Source organism: Bradyrhizobium sp. CIAT3101 (genome assembly GCF_029714945.1).
GTDB lineage: Bacteria > Pseudomonadota > Alphaproteobacteria > Rhizobiales > Xanthobacteraceae > Bradyrhizobium.
Genome location: NZ_CP121634.1, coordinates 558,222 through 577,429, shown reverse-complemented (window position 1 = coordinate 577,429; position 19,208 = coordinate 558,222). Strand labels below are relative to the sequence as shown.

At 65.2% G+C, this 19,208-nt stretch carries 18 protein-coding genes; 12 read left to right on the top strand and 6 right to left on the bottom strand.

Going from position 1 to position 19,208, the window contains the following annotated elements; translation table 11 throughout:
* Window positions 1-170 precede the first annotated feature (170 nt).
* The 5 genes from QA645_RS02620 to QA645_RS02600 all read left to right on the top strand — a co-directional run bounded on the left by QA645_RS02620 (window position 171) and on the right by QA645_RS02600 (window position 3,178).
* On the top strand, window positions 171-509 hold the full coding sequence (locus tag QA645_RS02620) for a hypothetical protein (RefSeq protein ID WP_283047995.1): 339 nt from the start codon (window positions 171-173) through the stop codon (window positions 507-509).
* A gap of 190 nt (window positions 510-699) precedes the next feature.
* Window positions 700-1,410, top strand: coding sequence for a Crp/Fnr family transcriptional regulator (locus tag QA645_RS02615; RefSeq protein WP_283047993.1), 711 nt, complete (start codon window positions 700-702; stop codon window positions 1,408-1,410).
* Window positions 1,411-1,607: 197 nt separating this feature from the next.
* Entirely contained in the window at window positions 1,608-2,303 is a 696-nt protein-coding gene (locus QA645_RS02610; RefSeq protein WP_254127715.1) for a Crp/Fnr family transcriptional regulator, read from the top strand.
* 137 nt (window positions 2,304-2,440) lie between these two features.
* Window positions 2,441-2,836 (top strand): Hpt domain-containing protein, encoded by a 396-nt coding sequence (locus QA645_RS02605; RefSeq protein ID WP_283047991.1) that lies wholly within the window; start codon window positions 2,441-2,443, stop codon window positions 2,834-2,836.
* Between the two features lie 93 nt (window positions 2,837-2,929).
* Window positions 2,930-3,178: a hypothetical protein gene (locus QA645_RS02600; protein ID WP_200471243.1), complete on the top strand. Its 249-nt coding sequence runs from the start codon at window positions 2,930-2,932 to the stop codon at window positions 3,176-3,178.
* Window positions 3,179-3,220: 42 nt separating this feature from the next.
* Here QA645_RS02600 and QA645_RS02595 read toward each other — a convergent pair whose 3' ends face one another.
* Complete coding sequence (locus QA645_RS02595) at window positions 3,221-3,841, bottom strand: helix-turn-helix transcriptional regulator (protein ID WP_254127713.1); 621 nt, start codon at window positions 3,839-3,841, stop codon at window positions 3,221-3,223.
* Window positions 3,842-4,181: 340 nt separating this feature from the next.
* Here QA645_RS02595 and QA645_RS02590 point away from each other — a divergent pair, with 340 nt between their 5' ends.
* The 3 genes from QA645_RS02590 to QA645_RS02580 all read left to right on the top strand — a co-directional run bounded on the left by QA645_RS02590 (window position 4,182) and on the right by QA645_RS02580 (window position 7,615).
* A complete protein-coding gene (locus tag QA645_RS02590; protein WP_283047987.1) occupies window positions 4,182-5,345 on the top strand; it encodes a hypothetical protein in 1,164 nt (387 codons plus the stop codon).
* Window positions 5,346-5,692: 347 nt separating this feature from the next.
* Window positions 5,693-6,118, top strand: a complete 426-nt coding sequence (locus QA645_RS02585; protein ID WP_254191331.1) for a hypothetical protein — start codon at window positions 5,693-5,695, stop codon at window positions 6,116-6,118.
* Between the two features lie 282 nt (window positions 6,119-6,400).
* Window positions 6,401-7,615, top strand: coding sequence for an EAL domain-containing response regulator (locus QA645_RS02580; RefSeq protein ID WP_254127710.1), 1,215 nt, complete (start codon window positions 6,401-6,403; stop codon window positions 7,613-7,615).
* A 12-nt stretch (window positions 7,616-7,627) separates the two neighbouring features.
* Here QA645_RS02580 and QA645_RS02575 read toward each other — a convergent pair whose 3' ends face one another.
* Window positions 7,628-8,488 (bottom strand): DMT family transporter, encoded by an 861-nt coding sequence (locus QA645_RS02575; protein ID WP_283047984.1) that lies wholly within the window; start codon window positions 8,486-8,488, stop codon window positions 7,628-7,630.
* A 126-nt stretch (window positions 8,489-8,614) separates the two neighbouring features.
* On the opposite strand from QA645_RS02575, the gene QA645_RS02570 reads away from it, so the two are divergent.
* Window positions 8,615-10,015 carry a PLP-dependent aminotransferase family protein gene (locus QA645_RS02570; RefSeq protein ID WP_283053640.1) on the top strand — a complete coding sequence of 467 codons (1,401 nt, stop codon included), beginning with the start codon at window positions 8,615-8,617 and terminating at the stop codon, window positions 10,013-10,015.
* 7 nt (window positions 10,016-10,022) lie between these two features.
* Here QA645_RS02570 and QA645_RS02565 read toward each other — a convergent pair whose 3' ends face one another.
* A complete protein-coding gene (locus QA645_RS02565; RefSeq protein WP_283047982.1) occupies window positions 10,023-10,616 on the bottom strand; it encodes a GDYXXLXY domain-containing protein in 594 nt (197 codons plus the stop codon).
* The gene (locus tag QA645_RS02560) at window positions 10,613-11,884 is read right to left on the bottom strand and encodes a DUF2157 domain-containing protein (RefSeq protein WP_283047980.1); all 1,272 of its coding nucleotides are present in this window, start codon (window positions 11,882-11,884) and stop codon (window positions 10,613-10,615) included. Before QA645_RS02560 ends, QA645_RS02565 begins: the two co-directional genes overlap by 4 nt.
* Before the next feature lie 288 nt (window positions 11,885-12,172).
* On the opposite strand from QA645_RS02560, the gene QA645_RS02555 reads away from it, so the two are divergent.
* From QA645_RS02555 to QA645_RS02545, 3 genes are read left to right on the top strand one after another with little or no spacing between them, the layout of a single operon-like run.
* On the top strand, window positions 12,173-13,231 hold the full coding sequence (locus tag QA645_RS02555) for an efflux RND transporter periplasmic adaptor subunit (protein WP_283047978.1): 1,059 nt from the start codon (window positions 12,173-12,175) through the stop codon (window positions 13,229-13,231).
* Complete coding sequence (locus QA645_RS02550) at window positions 13,228-15,552, top strand: ABC transporter permease (RefSeq protein ID WP_283047976.1); 2,325 nt, start codon at window positions 13,228-13,230, stop codon at window positions 15,550-15,552. Before QA645_RS02555 ends, QA645_RS02550 begins: the two co-directional genes overlap by 4 nt.
* On the top strand, window positions 15,545-16,507 hold the full coding sequence (locus QA645_RS02545) for a biotin/lipoyl-binding protein (protein WP_283047975.1): 963 nt from the start codon (window positions 15,545-15,547) through the stop codon (window positions 16,505-16,507). Before QA645_RS02550 ends, QA645_RS02545 begins: the two co-directional genes overlap by 8 nt.
* A gap of 9 nt (window positions 16,508-16,516) precedes the next feature.
* Here the strand turns inward: QA645_RS02545 and QA645_RS02540 are convergent, their stop codons facing one another.
* Window positions 16,517-17,497: a tripartite tricarboxylate transporter substrate binding protein gene (locus tag QA645_RS02540; RefSeq protein ID WP_283047973.1), complete on the bottom strand. Its 981-nt coding sequence runs from the start codon at window positions 17,495-17,497 to the stop codon at window positions 16,517-16,519.
* 31 nt (window positions 17,498-17,528) lie between these two features.
* Window positions 17,529-19,169 (bottom strand): FAD-dependent oxidoreductase, encoded by a 1,641-nt coding sequence (locus QA645_RS02535; RefSeq protein ID WP_283047971.1) that lies wholly within the window; start codon window positions 19,167-19,169, stop codon window positions 17,529-17,531.
* Window positions 19,170-19,208 lie beyond the last annotated feature (39 nt).

The following is a 19,208-nucleotide window of genomic DNA, read 5'->3' as shown; positions in this document are numbered from 1 at the left end:
GATAATGGCGTCGCGACATGCGCAAAAAAATCCCGGCGGAATCGGGAGATATGCACGGCTTGCGCGAATTGACTCAAATCACGCGCGATCGGAATCGCGCATGCGACCGTCTCTCGATGCCGTGCTGAAATCCGCAAGGACTGCGCTCGCGGTAAACGGACTCTTACCTCGTGCGCGTCACGGACAATAACGCGCTAACCCGGCCGCGCAGCAGCGGCGCGAGACTCGGCAAGACAGTCCTTGATGGCAGCCAGCAGCGCATCCGGCGTGAACGGCTTGCGCAGGCAGCACGCGGCGCCGGCCTTGTGCAGCACGCGAACGGGATGGACGCGAGATCCGCGGCCAGACCACGCAATGGCGCGAGGCAATTGCCGACGGCTGAAAAGCATCGACGAAGGAGAAAGGTGGCGCAGACCGGCGGACGATCGATGGAGGTGCGGATGCGACGTCTGCCGTCGATGGCCCGTTTCCGGCTCATGAACGCCCCCTTGCCACTCCTTCCCGGCTGATGACGCAAGACGGGCTCGCCGGTGCGTGCACGAATCGCGCGCAGTTCTCATTTCGGCTGCAAATGCGACAAGCTGCCTGCCCCCCAACGGGTATATCGGCAGTGACACAACCAGTAAGATAGTTTATTTTGACACGCAACCAGGTGTCGAATGCGCGACCCAGACGTCTCATCGCGCTGGATGATTCTGCATGATCGCGAGCGGACCACCGCCGAACCGATTGCTGCAAATGCTCGATGCTGGGGACATGGATCTGTTGCGCCCGCATCTCATCACGATTGAATTGGTCAGAGAGACTGTCTTGGGTGAAGCAGGCGCGGTGCTGCGACACGTCTACTTTCCGCACGATGGAACCGTTTCAATCACGGTGGGTCTCTCCGAAGGGCAGACGATCGAGGTGGCGATGCTCGGCCGCGACAGCGTCGTCGGCGGCGGTGCGGCACTCGCCGACGGGATCGCAGCGTCAGATGCCGTCGTGCTCTTCCCCGGGACCGCGTCCATGCTTGAAATTGCGGCTTTTCGAACCATCGCCGCGACCAGCGCGCCGTTCCGCAGCCTGATGATCCGGCATGAGCAGGCGCTGCTCGCGCGGGCACAGCAATCCCTGCTCTGCAATACGCTGCACCCGGTCGAGGCGCGACTGGCGCGCTGGCTGCTGCGAGCCCAGGATCTGTCCGACAGCGAAACCCTGCCGCTGACGCAGGAGACGCTGGCTCAGATGATGGGCGTCCGCCGCAATGCCATTTCACTGGTCGCCCACGCGCTGCAGCGTGCCGGCATCATTCGCTACAGCCGCGGCCAGATCGTGATCACCGATCAGCGGGCGCTGGAGGCGACCTCATGCGATTGCTATGCCGTGATGAAGGCTTACGACGCGCGTCTGCTGGCGAGACCGCGATGATGTGAGCGCTACCATCTCCGGCTGCATGCCGCTGTGCACACCAAGCGGTATCAGGCGATCGAGGGCACGGCTGTGAACAATGCACCAATTGCCAATATATCCCGCCGTGAACATGATGGAACTTACCGTGCAGGGGACGGCGGTTTCGGTGGCGGGCGTTTCACCGGCGGATGAGACAGGAGGCAGATTTGGAGACGATGGTACGCCCATCCAACGGTTTCCTGTCGGCACTGTCGGCAGACGATTATGAACTGATCCGTGCACATCTGCGCACGGTCGATCTGCCGCATGACGCCGTGCTGGTGGAAGCCGGCGAAACGCTCAAGCGCGCCTATTTCCCGCACCGTGGCGTGATCTCGCTGGTCGTGAAACTTGGCAAGGGCGAGCATGTCCAGGTGGCCATGATCGGCCGCGACAGCCTGCTCGGTACACTCTCGACCATGGGCGATGCCTGCGCGCTGAACACAGCGATCGTGCTGGTTCCCGGCGTCGGCTCGGTGATCGACCTCGACCGGCTGCGCATCGCGGCCGAACAGAGTCCCACCCTGCGGACGCTGCTGACGCGCCACGGTCTCGCTGTCTACGCGCAGGTGCAGCAGACTGCGGGCTGCAACGCGGCGCATCCGGTGGAGTCGCGGCTGTCGCGCTGCCTGCTGCACACCCATGATCTGTCCGGCGACTTCCGGTTGCTGCTGACCCAGGAGGCCATGGCGCAGATGATCGGGGCGCGGCGCAACAGCGTATCGCTGGTCGCCAATACCTTGCAGCAGGCCAATTTCATCCACTACAGCCGCGGACACATCCAGATCCTCAATCTGGACGGGCTGCGCCAGACGGCGTGCGAATGCTACGCGACGGTCAAGGCCCAATACGACCGGCTGCTCGGGCCCTGACGGGCGCGGCGCATGGTAAAGCAAGTGCTTAACCGCACCTGCAAACACCGCATATCTGGTGACCAGAACCGAAATCGGAATGGCGTAGATCTCCCGGACGCGTCGCACCCGACGCGCATCACGGGGACCGGGACACCATGTTCGACGCCGCTCTCGCGCCCACGCAGGGCCCGCACGACACCGCCCCCCTGCGCGAGCCTGAACCGCTGCGCGAGCCCGGCGCGTTCGACGTGCTGGTACGCGAGATCGGCGAGGACGGCGCCAGTGAAGTGCGCGCGGTGTTCTGGAGCGAGACGCGTGCGCGGCTCGAGCTGTTTCATGCACTCCCGCTCGGCCAGCATCGCGGCCGGATCGCGCGCGAGGCCCATTCGCTGAAGAGCACGGCCAGGACGTTCGGCTATCTTCGGCTCGCGGCGCTGGCGTTGCGGCTCGAGAGCACCGCCGACACAATCGACGACGCCGAATTCAGCGATCTGCTTGAGCGGATGGATGTGGCCTTCGCCGCCGCGAAGGCGGAGGAGCCGCAGGGCTGACCCGCCTGCACCCCGCCGTACTTATACGGTTTGCAATTTTCACAGATGACTAATCATAGGTGGCGATAGTCGCCGGAAACCAGGAGGGTTTCCATGTTCACCTATGAGACTGCGGACCAGAAAGAGGTCCGTCGCTTCCGCATCGCACAGTTCAACGGCCGGATGGCTACGGTGAAGGCGGGCGAGTCCACGGTGACGGGTTTTGTCCGCTCGGTGCTGGAGCAGGATTCGACGATCCCGCCGCGCTGGACCATCACCATCATCCCGAATGCGCCGAAGGAAGAGCCGAAGGCGCTACGGCCCAATTCGCGCGTGCGCCCCTTCGCCGAAGATTACTTCTAGGCACGGACCGCGCTGCCGCCACGGCGGCGCAAGATCACGGCTTCAATCGATCGAATGCAGCAGCGCGGCGCGGACGAGGTCCGCGGTGTTGCGCGCGCCGAGCTTGCGCATCGCCTCGGCCCGATGGCTCTCGAAGGTGCGCGGGCTGATCTGCATGCGCAGCGCCCCCTGCTTGTTCGAAAAACCCTCGCTGATCAGCCGCAGCACTTCGCGCTCACGCTTGGTCAGCCGCTTGCCCGACAGGCTCGACAGTTCGGAGCCGGTCTCGCGCGGCGCCGGCAGCACGCGCCCGGCCTTCAACTCGGCATCCTCGGTCGTGGACGGCGCGGGCAACGCGCCCTTGTGGGGGCCGGCGAGCTGCTTGACCACGCCGCAGACGCGCTCGGTCTGCGCCAATGCATTCTCCACCACCTGCTGCAAATAGGCGCGATCGGCCGAGACCGGCGCGAGCTGGTCGCTGTGGTGCTTGATCTCGCCCATGTAGAGCAGGAGTGCAGTCAGGGGGCCGTTGAGTTCGCGGGCGATGGCCGCGGCCATCTCATCGGCCGCCTTGGCACGGGCAGCGTTCAGGCGAACGAAATCAGCCTCTTCGGCCGGAGCAGTGCTGCTTTCGAACCATTCCGACGGCCGCGAATCAGCAACCGTATCGTTCTGTGACCCCATGTGACCCGTTTAGCGGAACCCGGGGCGATCTGTGGTTAACTTTCTGCTCCGTAAGACTACGGTGATTTTGTCAGTTCTGTGCTGAAATGACGACGGCGGCACAATTTATGCTTGCATTGACCCATCGTTGACTATGTCAGGGTTGATAAATCTGCCTAAAACATAGGCATATCGCCCGAAGCCGTCTTAACTATCATGGCCCGGCGCGCCCGCGGCGCCCCCGGATTTTACGGATAAATTAACGGCGGCCTGCTTCTCTTTGTCACAATTGAGAGCGCGCAAATGCCTCCATGCATTGGGCCGGTCGGCCTGCTGGAATCGTTGCGAGAGATTGCGTGCCATGGACGAGATCGACCAGCTTTCGGAGTTCCTGCAGAAGCTGACGCCGTTGTCGCGCAGCTGTCTGCTGAGCGAACTCGAACGGCTCGAACTGTGCGGCATCGACATGCCGGGCTCGACCGAGATCCAGGCGAAGCTGCGCGCCGAATTCCGCAAGGACGGATCGACCCAGGCGCGCGCCACCAATCCTTCGCGCTATTTCTTCGCGCCGCTCGAGCTGTTGCTGATCGACGGTGCGCCCGAGCACGCCAATGCGGGACGGATCTCGCGCAACACGCTCACCCCGATCTGGGAGTGGATTTGCCGCGACCTGCTGCCGACCATGGCGCGCGACTACGTCAAGGCGATCAACGACCAGGTCACCGCCAACAATCCCAAGGAAGTGCAGAAGATCGCGACGACCTTCCAGGGCAAGGTCGTCAAGGTGCTCGAGAACACGCTCGCCTCAGCCGAGAGCACCGAGTTCGCGCGCGGCAAGCTCGCGCAATACACGGCTTCGCGCACTGCCTTCGACGACGTGAAGAAGATGCAGCAAGTGCTGCGCGCCGGCGACGCATTGGCGAAGTTCAACGAGAAGCTGCCCGAGACCATCACGAAATTCGACGACGGCCAGGTCGCCCAGATCACTGCGCAGCTCGACGCTTTCAAGAAGGCCAATCCCGGTGCGCTGCCCTTTGCGCTGGCGCTGGTGGCGAGGCGCCTGAAGACATTCTGGCAACTCACATACCTTGCGACCAGGGCGGCCGCGAGCAAGAGCGCTGCCGAGGTTGCCGCGGCGCCCTATGCTTGCGTCGTCCCCATGGTGCTCGACCGGCTCGACGACAAGCGCCTCGCCCTGCGGATCGCACTCCGCCACAACCGTTTCCTCGTCGCACGCGATCTGCTCACCGAAATCTACGACGCCGAATATTCGCTCAAGCTTCGCATCGACGGCATCGAACAGAGCGAATGGGGCGTCCGGCTGCAGCAATTGATGGACGCAATCGCGGCGCTGGTGTCGGCCGAGGTCAGCCGCTTCCCCGCCAATGTCGGTCACATCCTGGGATCGCGCCGGCTACGCAGCCAGGATACGCTGGGCGGCAAGCTGAGCTATCTGGCCTGGAAGGGCCGCGACGCCATGCAGGACGGCGCGGCGGCATTTCGCAAATTGATCGGGGCGACCTAGTTCCCCGGCATTCTCTCTAGGCTATTCGGGCGCGTGCGGCAGGCACAGGAAGCGATCGAGAAATCGCCCTGACATCACGAATCTGAACCACCAATAGATCAACCGCCGCGTCGTCATAGCTGCAATCCTTGACAGCCCACCACCGGCTGATGGAACCAATAGCGCAGCTGTCGCAATACGCATGTGAGCTGCTTCACACTTGTCGGCTCGGCGCCTGCGCGAGTTGTCGCATAACCGTCACGCGCGACAGGCAAACATGCGCGCATCGCGCGAAAATGAATTCGTGGACGGAGTGTATCGCTTCTATCCTGCGCCGCATCGCATGCTGCGATGGAAGGACATTCGCGATGAGATCGATCCGACTGACGTTGACCCTCATGATGTGGCTGGCTGGTGCATGCGCGCTCGCGTCAACGACGATGGCGCAGACGGCACCGCCCCCGGGCAACGCCGCACCGACGGCCGACAATGCCGTTCTGCTCACCGTCTTCTTCAAGCACGACCAGTCGCGCCCGCTCAGTGAGCTGAATGCGCAACTCGACAAGCAAGGCTTCCGCAAAGCCTTTCCACCGGCGGGCGTAGAGGTCGTGAGCTGGTACGTGATGATGGGCGTAGGCCAGGTGATCACGCTGCGGCTGCCGGCCTCGCGGTTGCGCGAGGTCAACCGCATCATCGAGGACACCGCGTGGGGTCCGTACCGCACCGAGTTCTATCCGACCTACGACTACAAGGCGGTCGGCATCGCCGAACACGACAAAGCGGCAGCCAATTGAGGCGTCCATTATTCAATTGGGCGAAGCACGCGCAGCTTCGTCCAATTACAGGACACGGCCCCACGCGCCACCGAACAGAGCACCGGGAAAATCCTGCATGATTGTCGCACGCACGAGCGCAACGCACGGACAGACGTAAACACTTCCCGAAAGAGGTCCGAACAATTTTAGGAATGATGGGGGCTTTAACGTTACCCAGATAATTCAACAATCGGCTGAAGCCCTCCTTATTTGAAACTGCTCCCGTCGCTAACACCGGCCGCGGAACGGGAGTGGTTTGAGATGGACGACAGGATCAGTGAGCTCGCCGGACGAAGGCTGAAGACCTTCGGACGGCGGAAGATGATGCCGCGCGCATGCGTGGCCGACAGCAAGCGCCATCTGCGCGCCTTCATGAGCGAAGTGCTCGAGGACCTCGGTTTCGTCACGAGCGAATGCAGCAGTGCAAGCGAGCTGCAGACCATGCTCGCCACCGACCTGCCGGACCTGATCCTGCTCGGCATCGCCGCCGACGGCATCGAGCCCGGCCAATTCCTGGAGACCCTGGTGCGCGAGGCCTTCGACGGCAAGGTTCTGACCGTCGGCGCCCGCGAGTCGATCATCGTGAAGGCCGTGCAGCAGGTCGGCGAGGAATACGGGCTTGCGATGCTGCCGCCGCTCACCACGCCCTTTGCCGCGGAGACGTTGCGCGAGCGCGTCGCGATGCTGCTGCCGGAGGAGCCGGCGCCGAGCCCGGCCGTGCATGTCGGCGAGGCCCTGCATGCGGGCTGGCTCGAGCTCTGGTACCAGTCGAAAATCGACGCGCGCTCGCTGGTCCGCTGCGGCGCCGAGGCGCTGGTGCGGATGCGGCATCCGACCTGGGGCGTGGTGCCGCCGGCCTATTTCATCCCGGAGGAAGACGATCCGCATTTCCGCGACCTGTCGGAGTTCGTGATCGAGCGCGCGCTGCAGGACTGGCACTATCTTCTGGAGCGGCAGAGCGCGGTCGATCTCTCGATCAACCTGCCCGCGCCTTATCTGAAGGAGCCGCAGGCGGTGCGCGATCTCTGCCGCCGGGTACCAACGCATCCGGCCTTCGGCGGGCTGACGATCGAGATCGCCAGCGCGGAGGCGCTCGACGATCTCGCCTTCCTCACCGAGATCGCGCGCGAGATGCGCTTCCACAATATCGGTCTGTCGATCGACAATCTCGGCGCCAACTGGCCGGCGCTGATGGGGCGGGACAGGATCCCCTTCATCAAGCTGAAGGCCGACCGGCAATTCGTCACCGGCTGCGGCAACGACCGCCTGAAGCGGACGGTGTGCCGCCACATCGTCGAGCTCGCGCAGGGCTATGGCGCGCGCGCCGTCGCCGAGGGCGTCGAGAGCCGCGGCGACCTGATGGCGGTCAACGAGCTCGGTTTCGACATGGTGCAGGGCTATCTGTTCGGCAAGCCGATGCCGCTGAAGAAGTTCGCAAGAAACACGCAGACGCGAACGGTGATGGCACAAGAGTGAGGCACGAAGGCCTCACGCGTATCGCCGTGCGAAGAACACGCAGACGACCACGAGCGCGGTCGCGGCGATCATGCTCCATGCGACCGGCTCGTGCAGCAGGAAGCCGGCCAGCGCGAGACCGAAGAAGGGCTGCAGCTGCTGCAACTGGCCGATGCGCGCGATGCCGCCGATCGCGAGCCCGCGATACCAGAAGATGAAGCCGACGAACATGCTGAAGATCGAGACGTAAGCGAGCCCGATCCAGGCAGGCAGGCTGACGCCGCTCCATGCCTGTGGCCAGGTCCAGATCATGACGGGTAGCATCAACGGCAGCGCCAGCAGCAAGGCCCATGAGATCACCTGCCAGCCGCCGATCCGGCGCGACAGCGCGGCCCCCTCGGCATAGCCGAGCCCGCACAGCACGATCGCGGCCACCATCAGGAGATCTCCGGCGACCGATGCGGTGCCGCCATTCGAGAGGGCAAAGCCCGCCACCGTGGCGCTGCCGAGAATCGCGAACAGCCAGAACAGCGGCTGCGGCCGCTCGCCGCCGCGCAGCACGGCGAAGATCGCGGTCGACAGCGGCAACAAGCCGATGAAGACGATCGAATGCGCCGAGGTGATGTGCTGCAGCGCCAGCGCCGTCAGCAGGGGGAAGCCGACCGCGACGCCGATGGAGACGATGACGAGCGAGGCGAGATCCCTGCGCTCCGGCCACGTCTGGCGCAGCAGGCCGAGCACGGCCGCACCGATCAGCGCCGCGATGATCGCGCGCGCCGACGTCAGGAACAGCGCCGAGAAGCCGCCGACCGCGACGCGCGTCGCCGGCAGCGAGCCGCTGAAGATGATGACGCCGAGAAGCCCGTTGCCCCAGCCGCTGCCCGCAGATTGCATGTCCGTCCCACTGTCTTGAGTTGCCATCATCAGCCTTTGGCGGTGGCAAGACCAGCCACAATCCAGTACAATCTCGCCAAACTGTATGGGTGTGGAAGGCAGTACACCTTGAGCATCGAAGCCCGCATGAAGGGTCGCGGCGGTACGCGGACCATCGACGTGATGAGCGCGATCCGCGCCAAGATCGCCGGACGCGCACTCAGTGCCGGCGACCGGCTGCCGTCGATCCGCAGCCTTGCCGCGACGATGGGTGTCGCGCCGTCCACGGTGGTGGAAGCCTATGATCGTCTCGCCGCCGAAAGCCTGATCCGCGCGCGCCGCGGTTCGGGCTTCTATGTGTCGCCGACGGTCACGCCGCCACTCGCATTGACCGAGGTCGAGCCGCGCCGCGATCGGGCGGTCGATCCGTTCTGGGTCTCCCGGCAATCGCTCGACACTGACGCCGCCGTGCCAAAACCCGGCTGCGGCTGGCTGCCGCCGGAGTGGATGCCGGAAGCGGCACTGCGGCGCGCCGCCCGCGCGATTGCCCGCACCGACGCGAGCGTGCTGACCAATTACGGCTCGACATCCGGCTTGCTTGCGCTGCGCCGGCTGCTGCTCGCGCGCCTCGCCGAAGACGAGATCGAGGCCTCGCTCAGCCAGCTGATGCTCACGGGCTCGGGCACGCAGGCAACCGACCTGATCTGCCGCTTCCTGCTCCGCCCCGGCGACACCGTGCTGGTCGACGATCCCTGCTACTTCAATTTCCGTGCGCTGCTGCGCGCGCATCAGGCGAAGATCGTCAGCGTGCCCTACACGCCGTCGGGCCCCGACGTCGCGCGCTTCGAGCAGATCCTTGCCAGCGAACGGCCACGGCTCTACATCACCAATTCAGCGCTGCATAATCCGACCGGCGCGACACTTTCGCTGCAGACCGCCCATCGGCTTTTGACCGCGGCGGCCGCGCACGACCTCACCATTATCGAGGACGACATCTTTGGCGACTTCGAGCCGGAGCGATCGCCGCGCCTTGCCGCGCTGGATGGCTTGAACCGGGTGATCCGGATCGGCAGCTTCTCCAAGACGCTGTCGGCCTCGGTGCGCTGCGGCTACATCGCCGCGCGGGCCGACTGGATCGAGCATCTCGTCGACCTCCAGGTTGCGACCAGCTTTGGCGGCCCGAGTCCCGTGGCGACGGACATCATCGCAAGAGTGCTGGCCGGCGGCAGCTATCGCAAGCACATGGACGAGCTCAGGCAAAAGCTCACGCGGACGCGTCGTGACGTCGCGCGAAAGCTTGGGGCACTGGGCATCGAGCCCTGGCTGATGCCGCGCGGCGGCTTCTTCCTGTGGTGCCGTCTCGCCGATGGAAAGGATGCCACCGCCGTTGCGCGTGCCGCGCTCGAGGAAGACGTCGTGCTCGCGCCCGGCAACGTGTTCAGCGTGTCGCAATCAGCGTCGAATTCCATGCGATTCAACGTGGCGCATATGAGCGATCCGCAGATGTGGGACGTGCTGCGGCGGGCGTTGAAAGCGGGCTCCAGATAGCCGGCAGCTAGTACCACGGCTCCTCATAGATCGGCTCGCCGTCGAGCAGCAGCCGCTTGATGGCCGCGCGGCCCGAGGGCAGCACGGCGGCGACGACGCGCAGCTTCTGCTGGTTACGGGCCTGCTCGAGCTTCCTGCCCTCGCCTTCCGGCACGAAATAGCTTTCGAGGCCGTACCTGATCGTCAGCTTGTCGCAGAAGATACGGCTGGTCGAACCGCAGGAATAGCTGACGCGGCCCCGGATCAGGACTTCGGGCGCCGCAACCGTCACAGGCTCGGCATGCACGGAAACGGCCTGGTAGAGGCCGTTGGCATCCGGCGCGAGCTTGACGAACACGACGGGATTGCGTTCGGCGGTCGGCTGGCCGGCGAGCGCACCCGCCGGCAGTTGCGAGATATCGTAGCCGAGCACGACATAGTCGCCGCGCAGGAGATCGCGAGGATCGACCGGCCGGGTCTGCAAGGTCACCTCACGGCCTTCGCGCAGGATCCGCACGCGGTCGACAACCATCAGAACCAGCAGCGCGCATTGAAGCAGGATGGCGGCACCGAACAGCACGGCCTTCGGGATACGTTGCCACAGCGCGGCGAACTTGATCATCGTTCAGCCCTCCGCAGCGCGCGATTGAGCGCGGTTGCGAACACGACGGCGATGATGCCCGCCACCGCCAGGAAGGCTGAGCGGCGCAGCAGCGAGCCCTTCACCGCCCAGGTGATCGCAGCGATGACGCCGGCGATGCCGAGCCAACCCGCGACGATGCGCGGACGAACGTCGTCGAGCACGCCGGAGACGACGAGACAGAGCATGGCGCAGAGCAGTGCGGCATAGGCGAACCATGGCTCGCCGGCGGCGGATGCCGGCCAGATCGGGGCCGCGACCAGCACGAGGCCAATCGCACAGGCTGCGAGGACTTCGCCAACGCGCTTTGTGATCGCGGCGGACGCGAGCGCAAGGATCACACCTGCGACGCCGCACACGATCGCCCACGGCGGCTGGGCCGCCATCGTGGCCGTCCGAAGGCGGAAGAGATCGTCGACCGTCGTCACCTCCAGGAAGGCGACGATAGCCAGCGAAAATGCGCCATAGATCGACAGAACAGATCCAAGCTGGCGCGCCCGCGGCGACGGCGCCGCGGCGATCGCGAGCCCCGCGCCGAACAGCAGGGCCGCGCCGTTCGCCAGCAAGAAGGACGGCTGGGCACCGTCGAAGTCGAAGCGAAGCGACGTGGCGACCCACCACGGAAGCACCGCAACCGCGACGAGATGGGCAGCCACGCGGGAATTCCACGCGAGCGCGACGGCGGCGGCGATGAGCCAGACCACCACGAACTGAAGATGGAGGGCGTCCGGCGCATCATAGACGCGCATGCAGGTCCAGATGCAGGCGGCCGCGAGTCCGACCGCCAGCGCGCCGCGCGAGCCGGTCAGCAGCGCCGCGGCAAATGCGCCGATCGACCACAACAGCATGCCGCCGGCAAAATCGTCGCCGAGATGATACATCTGGCCGACCAGCGCGATACCGGCGCCGAAGACGATCGCGCCGATGCTGGCGCAGAGGTCGGCGAGAACGATGCGCCCGGTCGCGGCGAACCACGCCCCGAGGCCGCCGGCGACGACCATACCGGCAAGCAGGATCGCGAACCGCAACAGCCGCGCGATCTCGGTCCAGTGCGCCGCGACGAAGGCGAGGAATGCGGCTGCAATCAGCAGGCCGCCGACGATGGCCACGACGACCGCGATGTTGATGCCCGGCGAAAGCGGCGGCAGCGCATTGCGAATGGAGGCGGCGGCCGCCGGCGCGATCACGCCATCGGCCTCCCATCTGGCGAGATCGGCTTCGAGGCGCTGCCGATAGGTCTTGTCGAACATCGTCGTTGATCACCTGACGGCCTGCCCACGGCTGGCTTCCTGCCGCCGCGGGAGGTTGGTCGGACCGCGCCGGTGGCAGGTTCATCGCGACCGACGATCGATGTGATCGCCAACAACCCTGACCAAAAAAAGCATCAGAACATTCAAGCAGATGCCATGGGCGCGTCACATCATCAAGGTTTTGCTGAATCGCCCGACGCAGCCGGCGAAAAACATCATCGCGATTGGACAGGATTTGACAACCGCGACATAGTCGAGGTCGTGGTGATGAGCCAACGGGAGCTTGCCATGGACGTGCCGACCTCTGGTAATGAGCCTCAGGGCACACAAGAGGCGGCAGGCAGCCCGCCCGAAAATGCGCGCTCGGCGACGCGCACGCCTTCGATCATTGTCGGTGCTGTTGCAGCAATCGTCGTCGGGCTTTCGATCTTCTATCTGCTGCGGCCGGAGCCGCTGCTGGTGCAGGGCGAGGTCGATGCCACGCGGCTCGACATCGCCGCGCGCGTTGATGGGCGGGTCAAGGAAATACCGGTCGAGCGCGGCCAGAATGTCACCGCGAATGCGATCCTCGTCCGCATAGACAATCCCGAGACGCTGGCCAAGCATGACCAGGTGAAGGCCGCAAAGGCCGTGGCGGACGCCCAGCTCGCAAACGTTCTCGTCGGAACGCGGGTCGAGGTCGTGGCCGCCCGCAAGGCGGAGATGGATCGCGCGCAGGCAGCTCTGGTCCTGGCGCAAAAGACCTTCGACCGCACCCGCACCTTGACCGAGCAGGGCAACGCACCGCAGGCCCGTCTCGATCAGGTCACCGATGCCTTGCATGAGACCGAGCGCGCGCTCGATCAGGCCAAATCCGCCCATGAGCAGGCGGTGAACGGCTACACGAAGGAAGAGCGCGCGATCGCCAAGGCCAATGTCGAGAAGGCGGAGGCCGATATCCAGAGCGTGCAGTCGATCATCGACCAGCTCGTGGTCTACGCGCCTGTCGCGGCGCAGATTTATCAGCGCAACGTCGAGCCAGGCGAATACGTTTCGCCGGGCGTGCCGCTGGTGACCCTGATCAATCTGGGTGACGTCTGGGTCCATTTCGACCTTCGCGAGGATCTGATCAAGGGGCTGAAGGTCGGCGACAAGTTCGATGTTCGCATTCCAGCGCTCAACGACCGCAACGTCACCGTCGAGGTCAAGCTGATCGCCACCAAGGGCGAATATGCGAGCTGGCGGGCGACGCGCGCTTCGGGCGATTTCGACTTGCGAACGTTTTCGATCCGCGCCTACCCGGTGCAACCGGTGCCGGAGCTGCGGCCGGGCATGAGCGCCTATCTCGACTGGCGGTCGCGGCAATGAGGCTCGGCGCAAAGCCTGGTTTTTTTCTGGTCGCGCAGCGCGAGTGCCGCTGGCTGTTTCGCGATCGCGTGGCATTGCTGCTGATCTTCGGCGTGCCGCTGTTCGCATTTGTGGTGCTCACGACCGTCTTCAGCCATCCGGTCATCCGCGGACTCGGCGTCAGCGTGGTCGACGAAGACAGGTCGGACGCATCGAGCGCCATCGCCGAATATGTCGCGGCGTCACCGAGCCTGGATATCGTCGACCGTCCCGGCAATCTGTCGTCAGCTGTCCAGGACATACGATCCGGCAGGGCGATCTCGGCGATCTACATTCCGCCCGACTTCGAGCGCGATCTGAAGGCTCAGCGTCGCCCGCAAATCGTCGGGTTCTATAATCAGCAATTTCTCACGGCTGCCGGCATTGCGTCCTCGGGACTGAACGATGCGTTGTCCGCTGCGGCCAACGTTGCAGCGCCTGCCACGCGCGCCGCACCCGGGCCGGCCTCGACGGGAACCTTGACGGTGGAAACGATCGCGCTCGTCAATCCGCAAAAGAACTATGCGCAGTTCCTGCTGCGTGCGTTGCTGCCGACGATCATCCACGTCGTGATCACGCTGGCCGCGAGCTATTCGGTCGGCTCCGAATTTCGCCGCCGCGACGCACGGGCCTGGCTCGAGAGCGCGGGTGGCGATCCACTGGTCGCGCTGGTCGGCAAGCTCGCGCCGCTGTTTTGTATTTTTGTCGTGATCATGCTGGCCGAGCCGCTCGTCCTGGAGGGCGTCCTGGAGATTCCCTTCAGGGGCGATCTGCCGTTGATCGTCGCGGCCGGCTCGCTGCTGATCATTGCGTATCTCTCGCTCGGCGCTCTGCTGCAGTTGCTCACGCGCGACCTCGCGTCAGGGCTTGGACTTGCAGGCCTGATCGCGTCTCCCGCGTTCGGCTATGCCGGCGTCGGCTTTCCCACCATCGGCATGAACGCCTTTGCGCAAACCTGGAGCGCGATCCTGCCGCTGCGCTGGTACATGGCCGTGCTGCTGGGACAGGCGGCGCGGGGATTGCCCGTCTCCGCATCAGCCGTTCCGTTCGCCGCACTGGCCGGCCTCGCGCTGCTGTTCGCGGGCCTCGCCTGGTTGCGCATGGCGAGCCTCAATCGCAGCGGTTGGTTTGCGGCGGCACGGCCCGCCGAACCGGCCGAGACAGCTCCGGCGCCGCGCGGCATCGGTGGCGCCTTCACCGCCGAGTGGCGGCGCGTGCTCGGAATGAAGAGCGCCTTCAGCGTGATGTTTCTGGCGCCGCTGGTCTACGGCATCTATTATCCGCAACCCTATCTGAACCAGATCCTGCGTAAGCTTCCGATCGCGGTCGTCGACAACGATCTCAGCGAGCTCAGCCGGCGGATCGTCGAAAATCTGGATGCCAGCGGTGCGCTGAGTGTCGTGGTTCGCGCCCGCACCGTTGCGGAGGCCCGTAACGCCATCGATCAAGGCAAGGCCTTTGCGGCCGTCGAGATACCCGCAGATACCGAGCGCGACGTGCTGAGGGGCATCACCGCGCATCTCCCGATCTACGCCGATGCCACTTACTTGTTTATGTTCAGATCGACAGCCAGCGGCGTGGCTACCGCCATCGGCGCATTGACGTCCGAGCTGGTTTCGCGCGGCGCGCGCTCTGACGGCAGCCTGGTCAAGGCAAAGCTCGCCGGCACGAGCCCGGCCGACGTCCTGCTGCAGCCTATCTTCAATCCCGTCGGCGGCTATGCGAGCTACATCGTCCCGGCTGCGTTCATGCTGATCCTCCAGCAGACGCTGCTGATTGGTGCTGCGATGTTGACCGGGACGGCGCTGGCATCGGCCGGCGGGGCGGTCGCCGGCGTGCTCGGCCGTGGTGTCGCGCATCTGACCATCTACCTTCCGGTGCTCGCGCTCTATCTCATCGTGCTGCCGCGCATCTATGGCTTCTCGACCCTCGGCCATTTGCCGGAGATCTTTGCGCTCGCCACCATCTTCTTGCTGGCGACGAGCTTCATGGGGCAAGCCGTCGGGGCATGGTTCACACGGCCGGAGAACGCGACGCTTCTTCTCCTGGCGACCAGCCTGCCGCAGTTCTTCACCGCCGGCTTCGCATGGCCGCGCGAGGCGATCCCCGAGGCTGCCCGTGCGCTAGGGCAGATATTCCCCGCCGACCACGCCATCGACGGCCTCGTCCGCATCAACCAGCTCGGTGCCGGCATCTGGGAGGTCAGCCATGACTGGCTCGGCCTATGGTGCCTGGCGATCGCCTATTTCGCGCTCGCGGTCATCTCGGCATTTGCGATCAAGAGGGGACAGGGACATGGCTAGGCGTGCCGCCATCGTCGGAGTTGCGCTCGTGCTCGTCGCGGGCTTCTTGTACTACGCGACACGCCGTCCAGCATCGTCGCCGGCCATCGTCGGCGTCGTGCGCGCCACGGAAATTCGGGTCGAGCCGGAGGTGAACGGCCAGCTGGTCTCGATCGAAGTCAAGAAAGGTGCCGCGGTGAAGGCGGGGGACGTCCTGGCGCGGCTGTCGGCAGTGGAATTGACGGCCCAGGCGGATCAGGCGCGCGCTGCGCTCGGGTCCGCGGTCGCAAGCCGCGACAATATCTATGCCGGTGTGCGCCGCGAGCAGGTCGACGTTCTCAAGGCTGCGATCTCCAAGGCGGGCGCGCGGCTCGACTATGTGCAGGCCCAGTTCGCGCGAACGAGCACGTTGGCGCGCCAGAGCTTCGAGTCACAACAGTCGCTCGATCAGGCCGAAAACGACGTCGCCGCAGCGCAGGCCGATTTGGCGCAGGCTCAGGCGAATTATGATGCCGCTGTCGCGGGCCCGACCCGGGAGGAGCGCGCGATTGCCGATGCGGAGGTGCAAGCCGCAGCCACCGCGGTCACGGTTTTGGAGCGGCGCCTCGACAAAATGACCCTGCGCGCGCCCGCCGACGGTGTGGTCAGCGTCGTCGCAGCCGAGATCGGCGAAAACATTCGCGCCGGCCAGCCGATCCTGATGGTCGAGGCATCAGGCAGACAATGGCTCTCGTTCAACGTCCGCGAAGACCATCTCGGCGGGCTCGCGATGGGCAAGACGGTGAACGTGCTGCGGAACGGCGACGCAGCCGCCATCAAATCGGTCATCACCGAGCTACGGCCGATCGGCGTATTTGCGACCTGGCAGGCTGAACGCGTCGTCGGCGACCACGACCGCAACACGCTTCGCCTGCGCCTCGATCAAGACGGCCGGCAAACGGCTCTCGAGCCCGGCATGACGGTCTGGATCGAGTAGCCGCCGCGGCTAGTTCGCCTTGATGCCGGCCTCGCTGATGAGCTTGCCCCATTTCGTGCTCTCGCTCTGAATGAAGCGGCCGAACTCTTCCGGAGACGTTGGTGCGGGCTCTGCGCCGAGGGTTCGGATCTTCTCGGCCACCGACGGGTCCTTCAGGGCTTTCACGAAAGCCGCGTTCAGCCTGGCGACAATGTCGGGAGGCGTGCCTGCGGGCGCGACCAGCCCGAACCAGCCGACGGATTCGAAACCCGCAATGCCGCTCTCGGCCAGCGTCGGCACCTTGGGCAGGGATGGAACGCGACGCGCCGACGACACACCGATCGCGTTGAGCTTGCCGTCGAGGATCAATTGCATCGACGCGGGAATATCCAGCACTGCGAAGGGCACATGGCCCGCGAGAACGTCGACGGCCGCGGGCGCTGTGCCGCGATACGGGACCAGCTCCATCTCGATCCCGGCCTTCTGCGTGAACAGCGCGGCCGTCAAATGCATCGCCGTCGAATTGCCGCCATGGCCGATCGACAGCGCGCCGGGCTTCGCCTTGGCAAGCGCGATCGCCTCCGCAACATTGTGCGCGGGAATGTCGGCCGACGAGACCAGCACGAAGGGGATTTCCGCAAGCAGCGTGATCGGCGCGAGATCCTTCGGATCGAACGGCATCGACGAATTGAGATGCGGGTTCACTGTCAGCGCGCCCGCCGGCGCGACGCCGAGCGTGTAGCCATCGGGCTTGGCCTGCGCGACCGCCGCCATGCCGATATTGCCCCCTGCCCCCGCACGGTTCTCGATCACCAGGCTCTGCTTGAGCTCGGCGGTGACGAGCGGCTCGAGCGCGCGGATGACGGTGTCGGCGCTGCCGCCGGGCGGGAAGGTCACGATGATCTTGATCAACTGCTCCGGATAGGCCGCATCGACTGCCTGCAACGGCAGCGCGGCGAGAACCGCGCCCGACAGCACGGCCAGAATACGGCGCCTTGCAACGTGAAACACGCTCTCCTCCCTGGTACCTTTTATGAGTTGCTTACGCCGCCGCGCCGGTGAGACGCGCCAGCAAGGCTTGTGGATCTTCCGGCGCCGCCTGCCCGCGCCAGGCGATGTGCTGGTCGGGCCGGACCAGCACGAGCTTCTCGGCATAGGCGCCGTTGGCCTCGTCTGGCGCGACGTCGATCAGTGCGAGCGGAACGCCACGCGCGTCCGCTGCGGACCGTAATCGCGCCACATCGATCGCCGGATCGAACCGCAACAGATTGTAGCCTGGCCCGAAGGCATCATAGAGCGATCGCCCGTCGCGCAGGAAAACGTGCGGCGCGCGGGCGCCCGGCACGGTCGAGGGCGTGAAGCTGCCCATCGCGTAGGGAGGCGGGGTCTCGCCGTCATAGGCAATGATCGGCGAGGTGTCGTAGTAATAGCCGAAGTTCAGTCCGGCGCAGCAATATTGCTGCACGTTGAGATCATAGGCTGCTCTCGCCAGCGCCGCGCGCGCCGCCTGGCCGCGCGGCGTATCGTCCTCGATCTCCGCGGAGACGCCGCCGCGCTGCGCCATCATCTTCATGGCGTGATCCATCGCAAAGCGCGACACCTGATCGGTGATGGGCTGGCGCTCCGCCTCGTAGGCATCGAGGATCGAGGCCTGCGCCCAGCCGTTCAGATGCGCCGCCAATTGCCAGCAGAGATCGACGGCATCCGCAATGCCGGCATTCATGCCGTAGCCGGCATAGGGCATCCAGAGATGCGCGGCGTCGCCGCAGATGAAGACCCTGCGGTCGCGGAAGCGATCGGCCACCAGACGGCGCCCGACCCAGTCTTCCTTGCTCAGGATCTTGTACTCGAAACGCTCGTCAACGCCGAGGATCGCCCGGATCGACCAGTCACGATCGACCGAATCGAACTCGGGCTCGTCGGGCTTGAGATGGTTGTGAATCAGCCAGCGGTCGTGGCCGTCGATCGCTACCGTGGTGCCCGAGCGCCGCGGATTGAGCGACAGCACCATCCAGGCCGGCTTGTGCGCGCCCATCAACGCCTTCAATTGCGGCGCTTCGATAAAGGTCGATTGCACACGCTGGATCACCGGCGTTCCGGACAGGCTCGCGCCGATCGACTTGCGAACCAGCGAGCGGCTGCCGTCGCACCCGATGACAAAACCGGCTTCGATTCGGAGCGTCTCTCCGCTGTCGAGATTGCGCCCATGCGCGACCACGTGGTCATCGTCCTGCTCGATCTCGGTGATTTCCGTGCGCGCCAGAATGGTGATGCGCGACTGGGCGGCGGCGTGCGCGAACAGGATCGGCTCGAGATAGACCTGATTGATCCGGTGCGGCGGCTCCGACGTCGGCCACCAGGTATCGGGGCCGCCGGTCGCGCTGTAGCGGCGCGCGCGGGACGGAATGTCGATGCGGCAAAGCTCGATGCCGGTCGCCGTGGTCCGGTAGGAGCAATCGTTCGGGAAGTCCGCGGGCAGGCCTGCATCGCGCAGCTTGGCCGCCACGCCGAGCCTTCGGAACACCTCCATCGAGCGCGCCGAGACGTGATTGCATTTGACGTTGGGCGGATCGCCGGCATGACGGATCTCGGCGACGACGACGTCGATGCCGCGCGAGGCCAGATCCATGGCCGCGGTCAATCCGACCGGGCCGGCGCCCACGATCAGGACCTGTGTCCTCATGCTCGTCTCCATCCCAAGACCGCGATCCCAGAGCCGCGG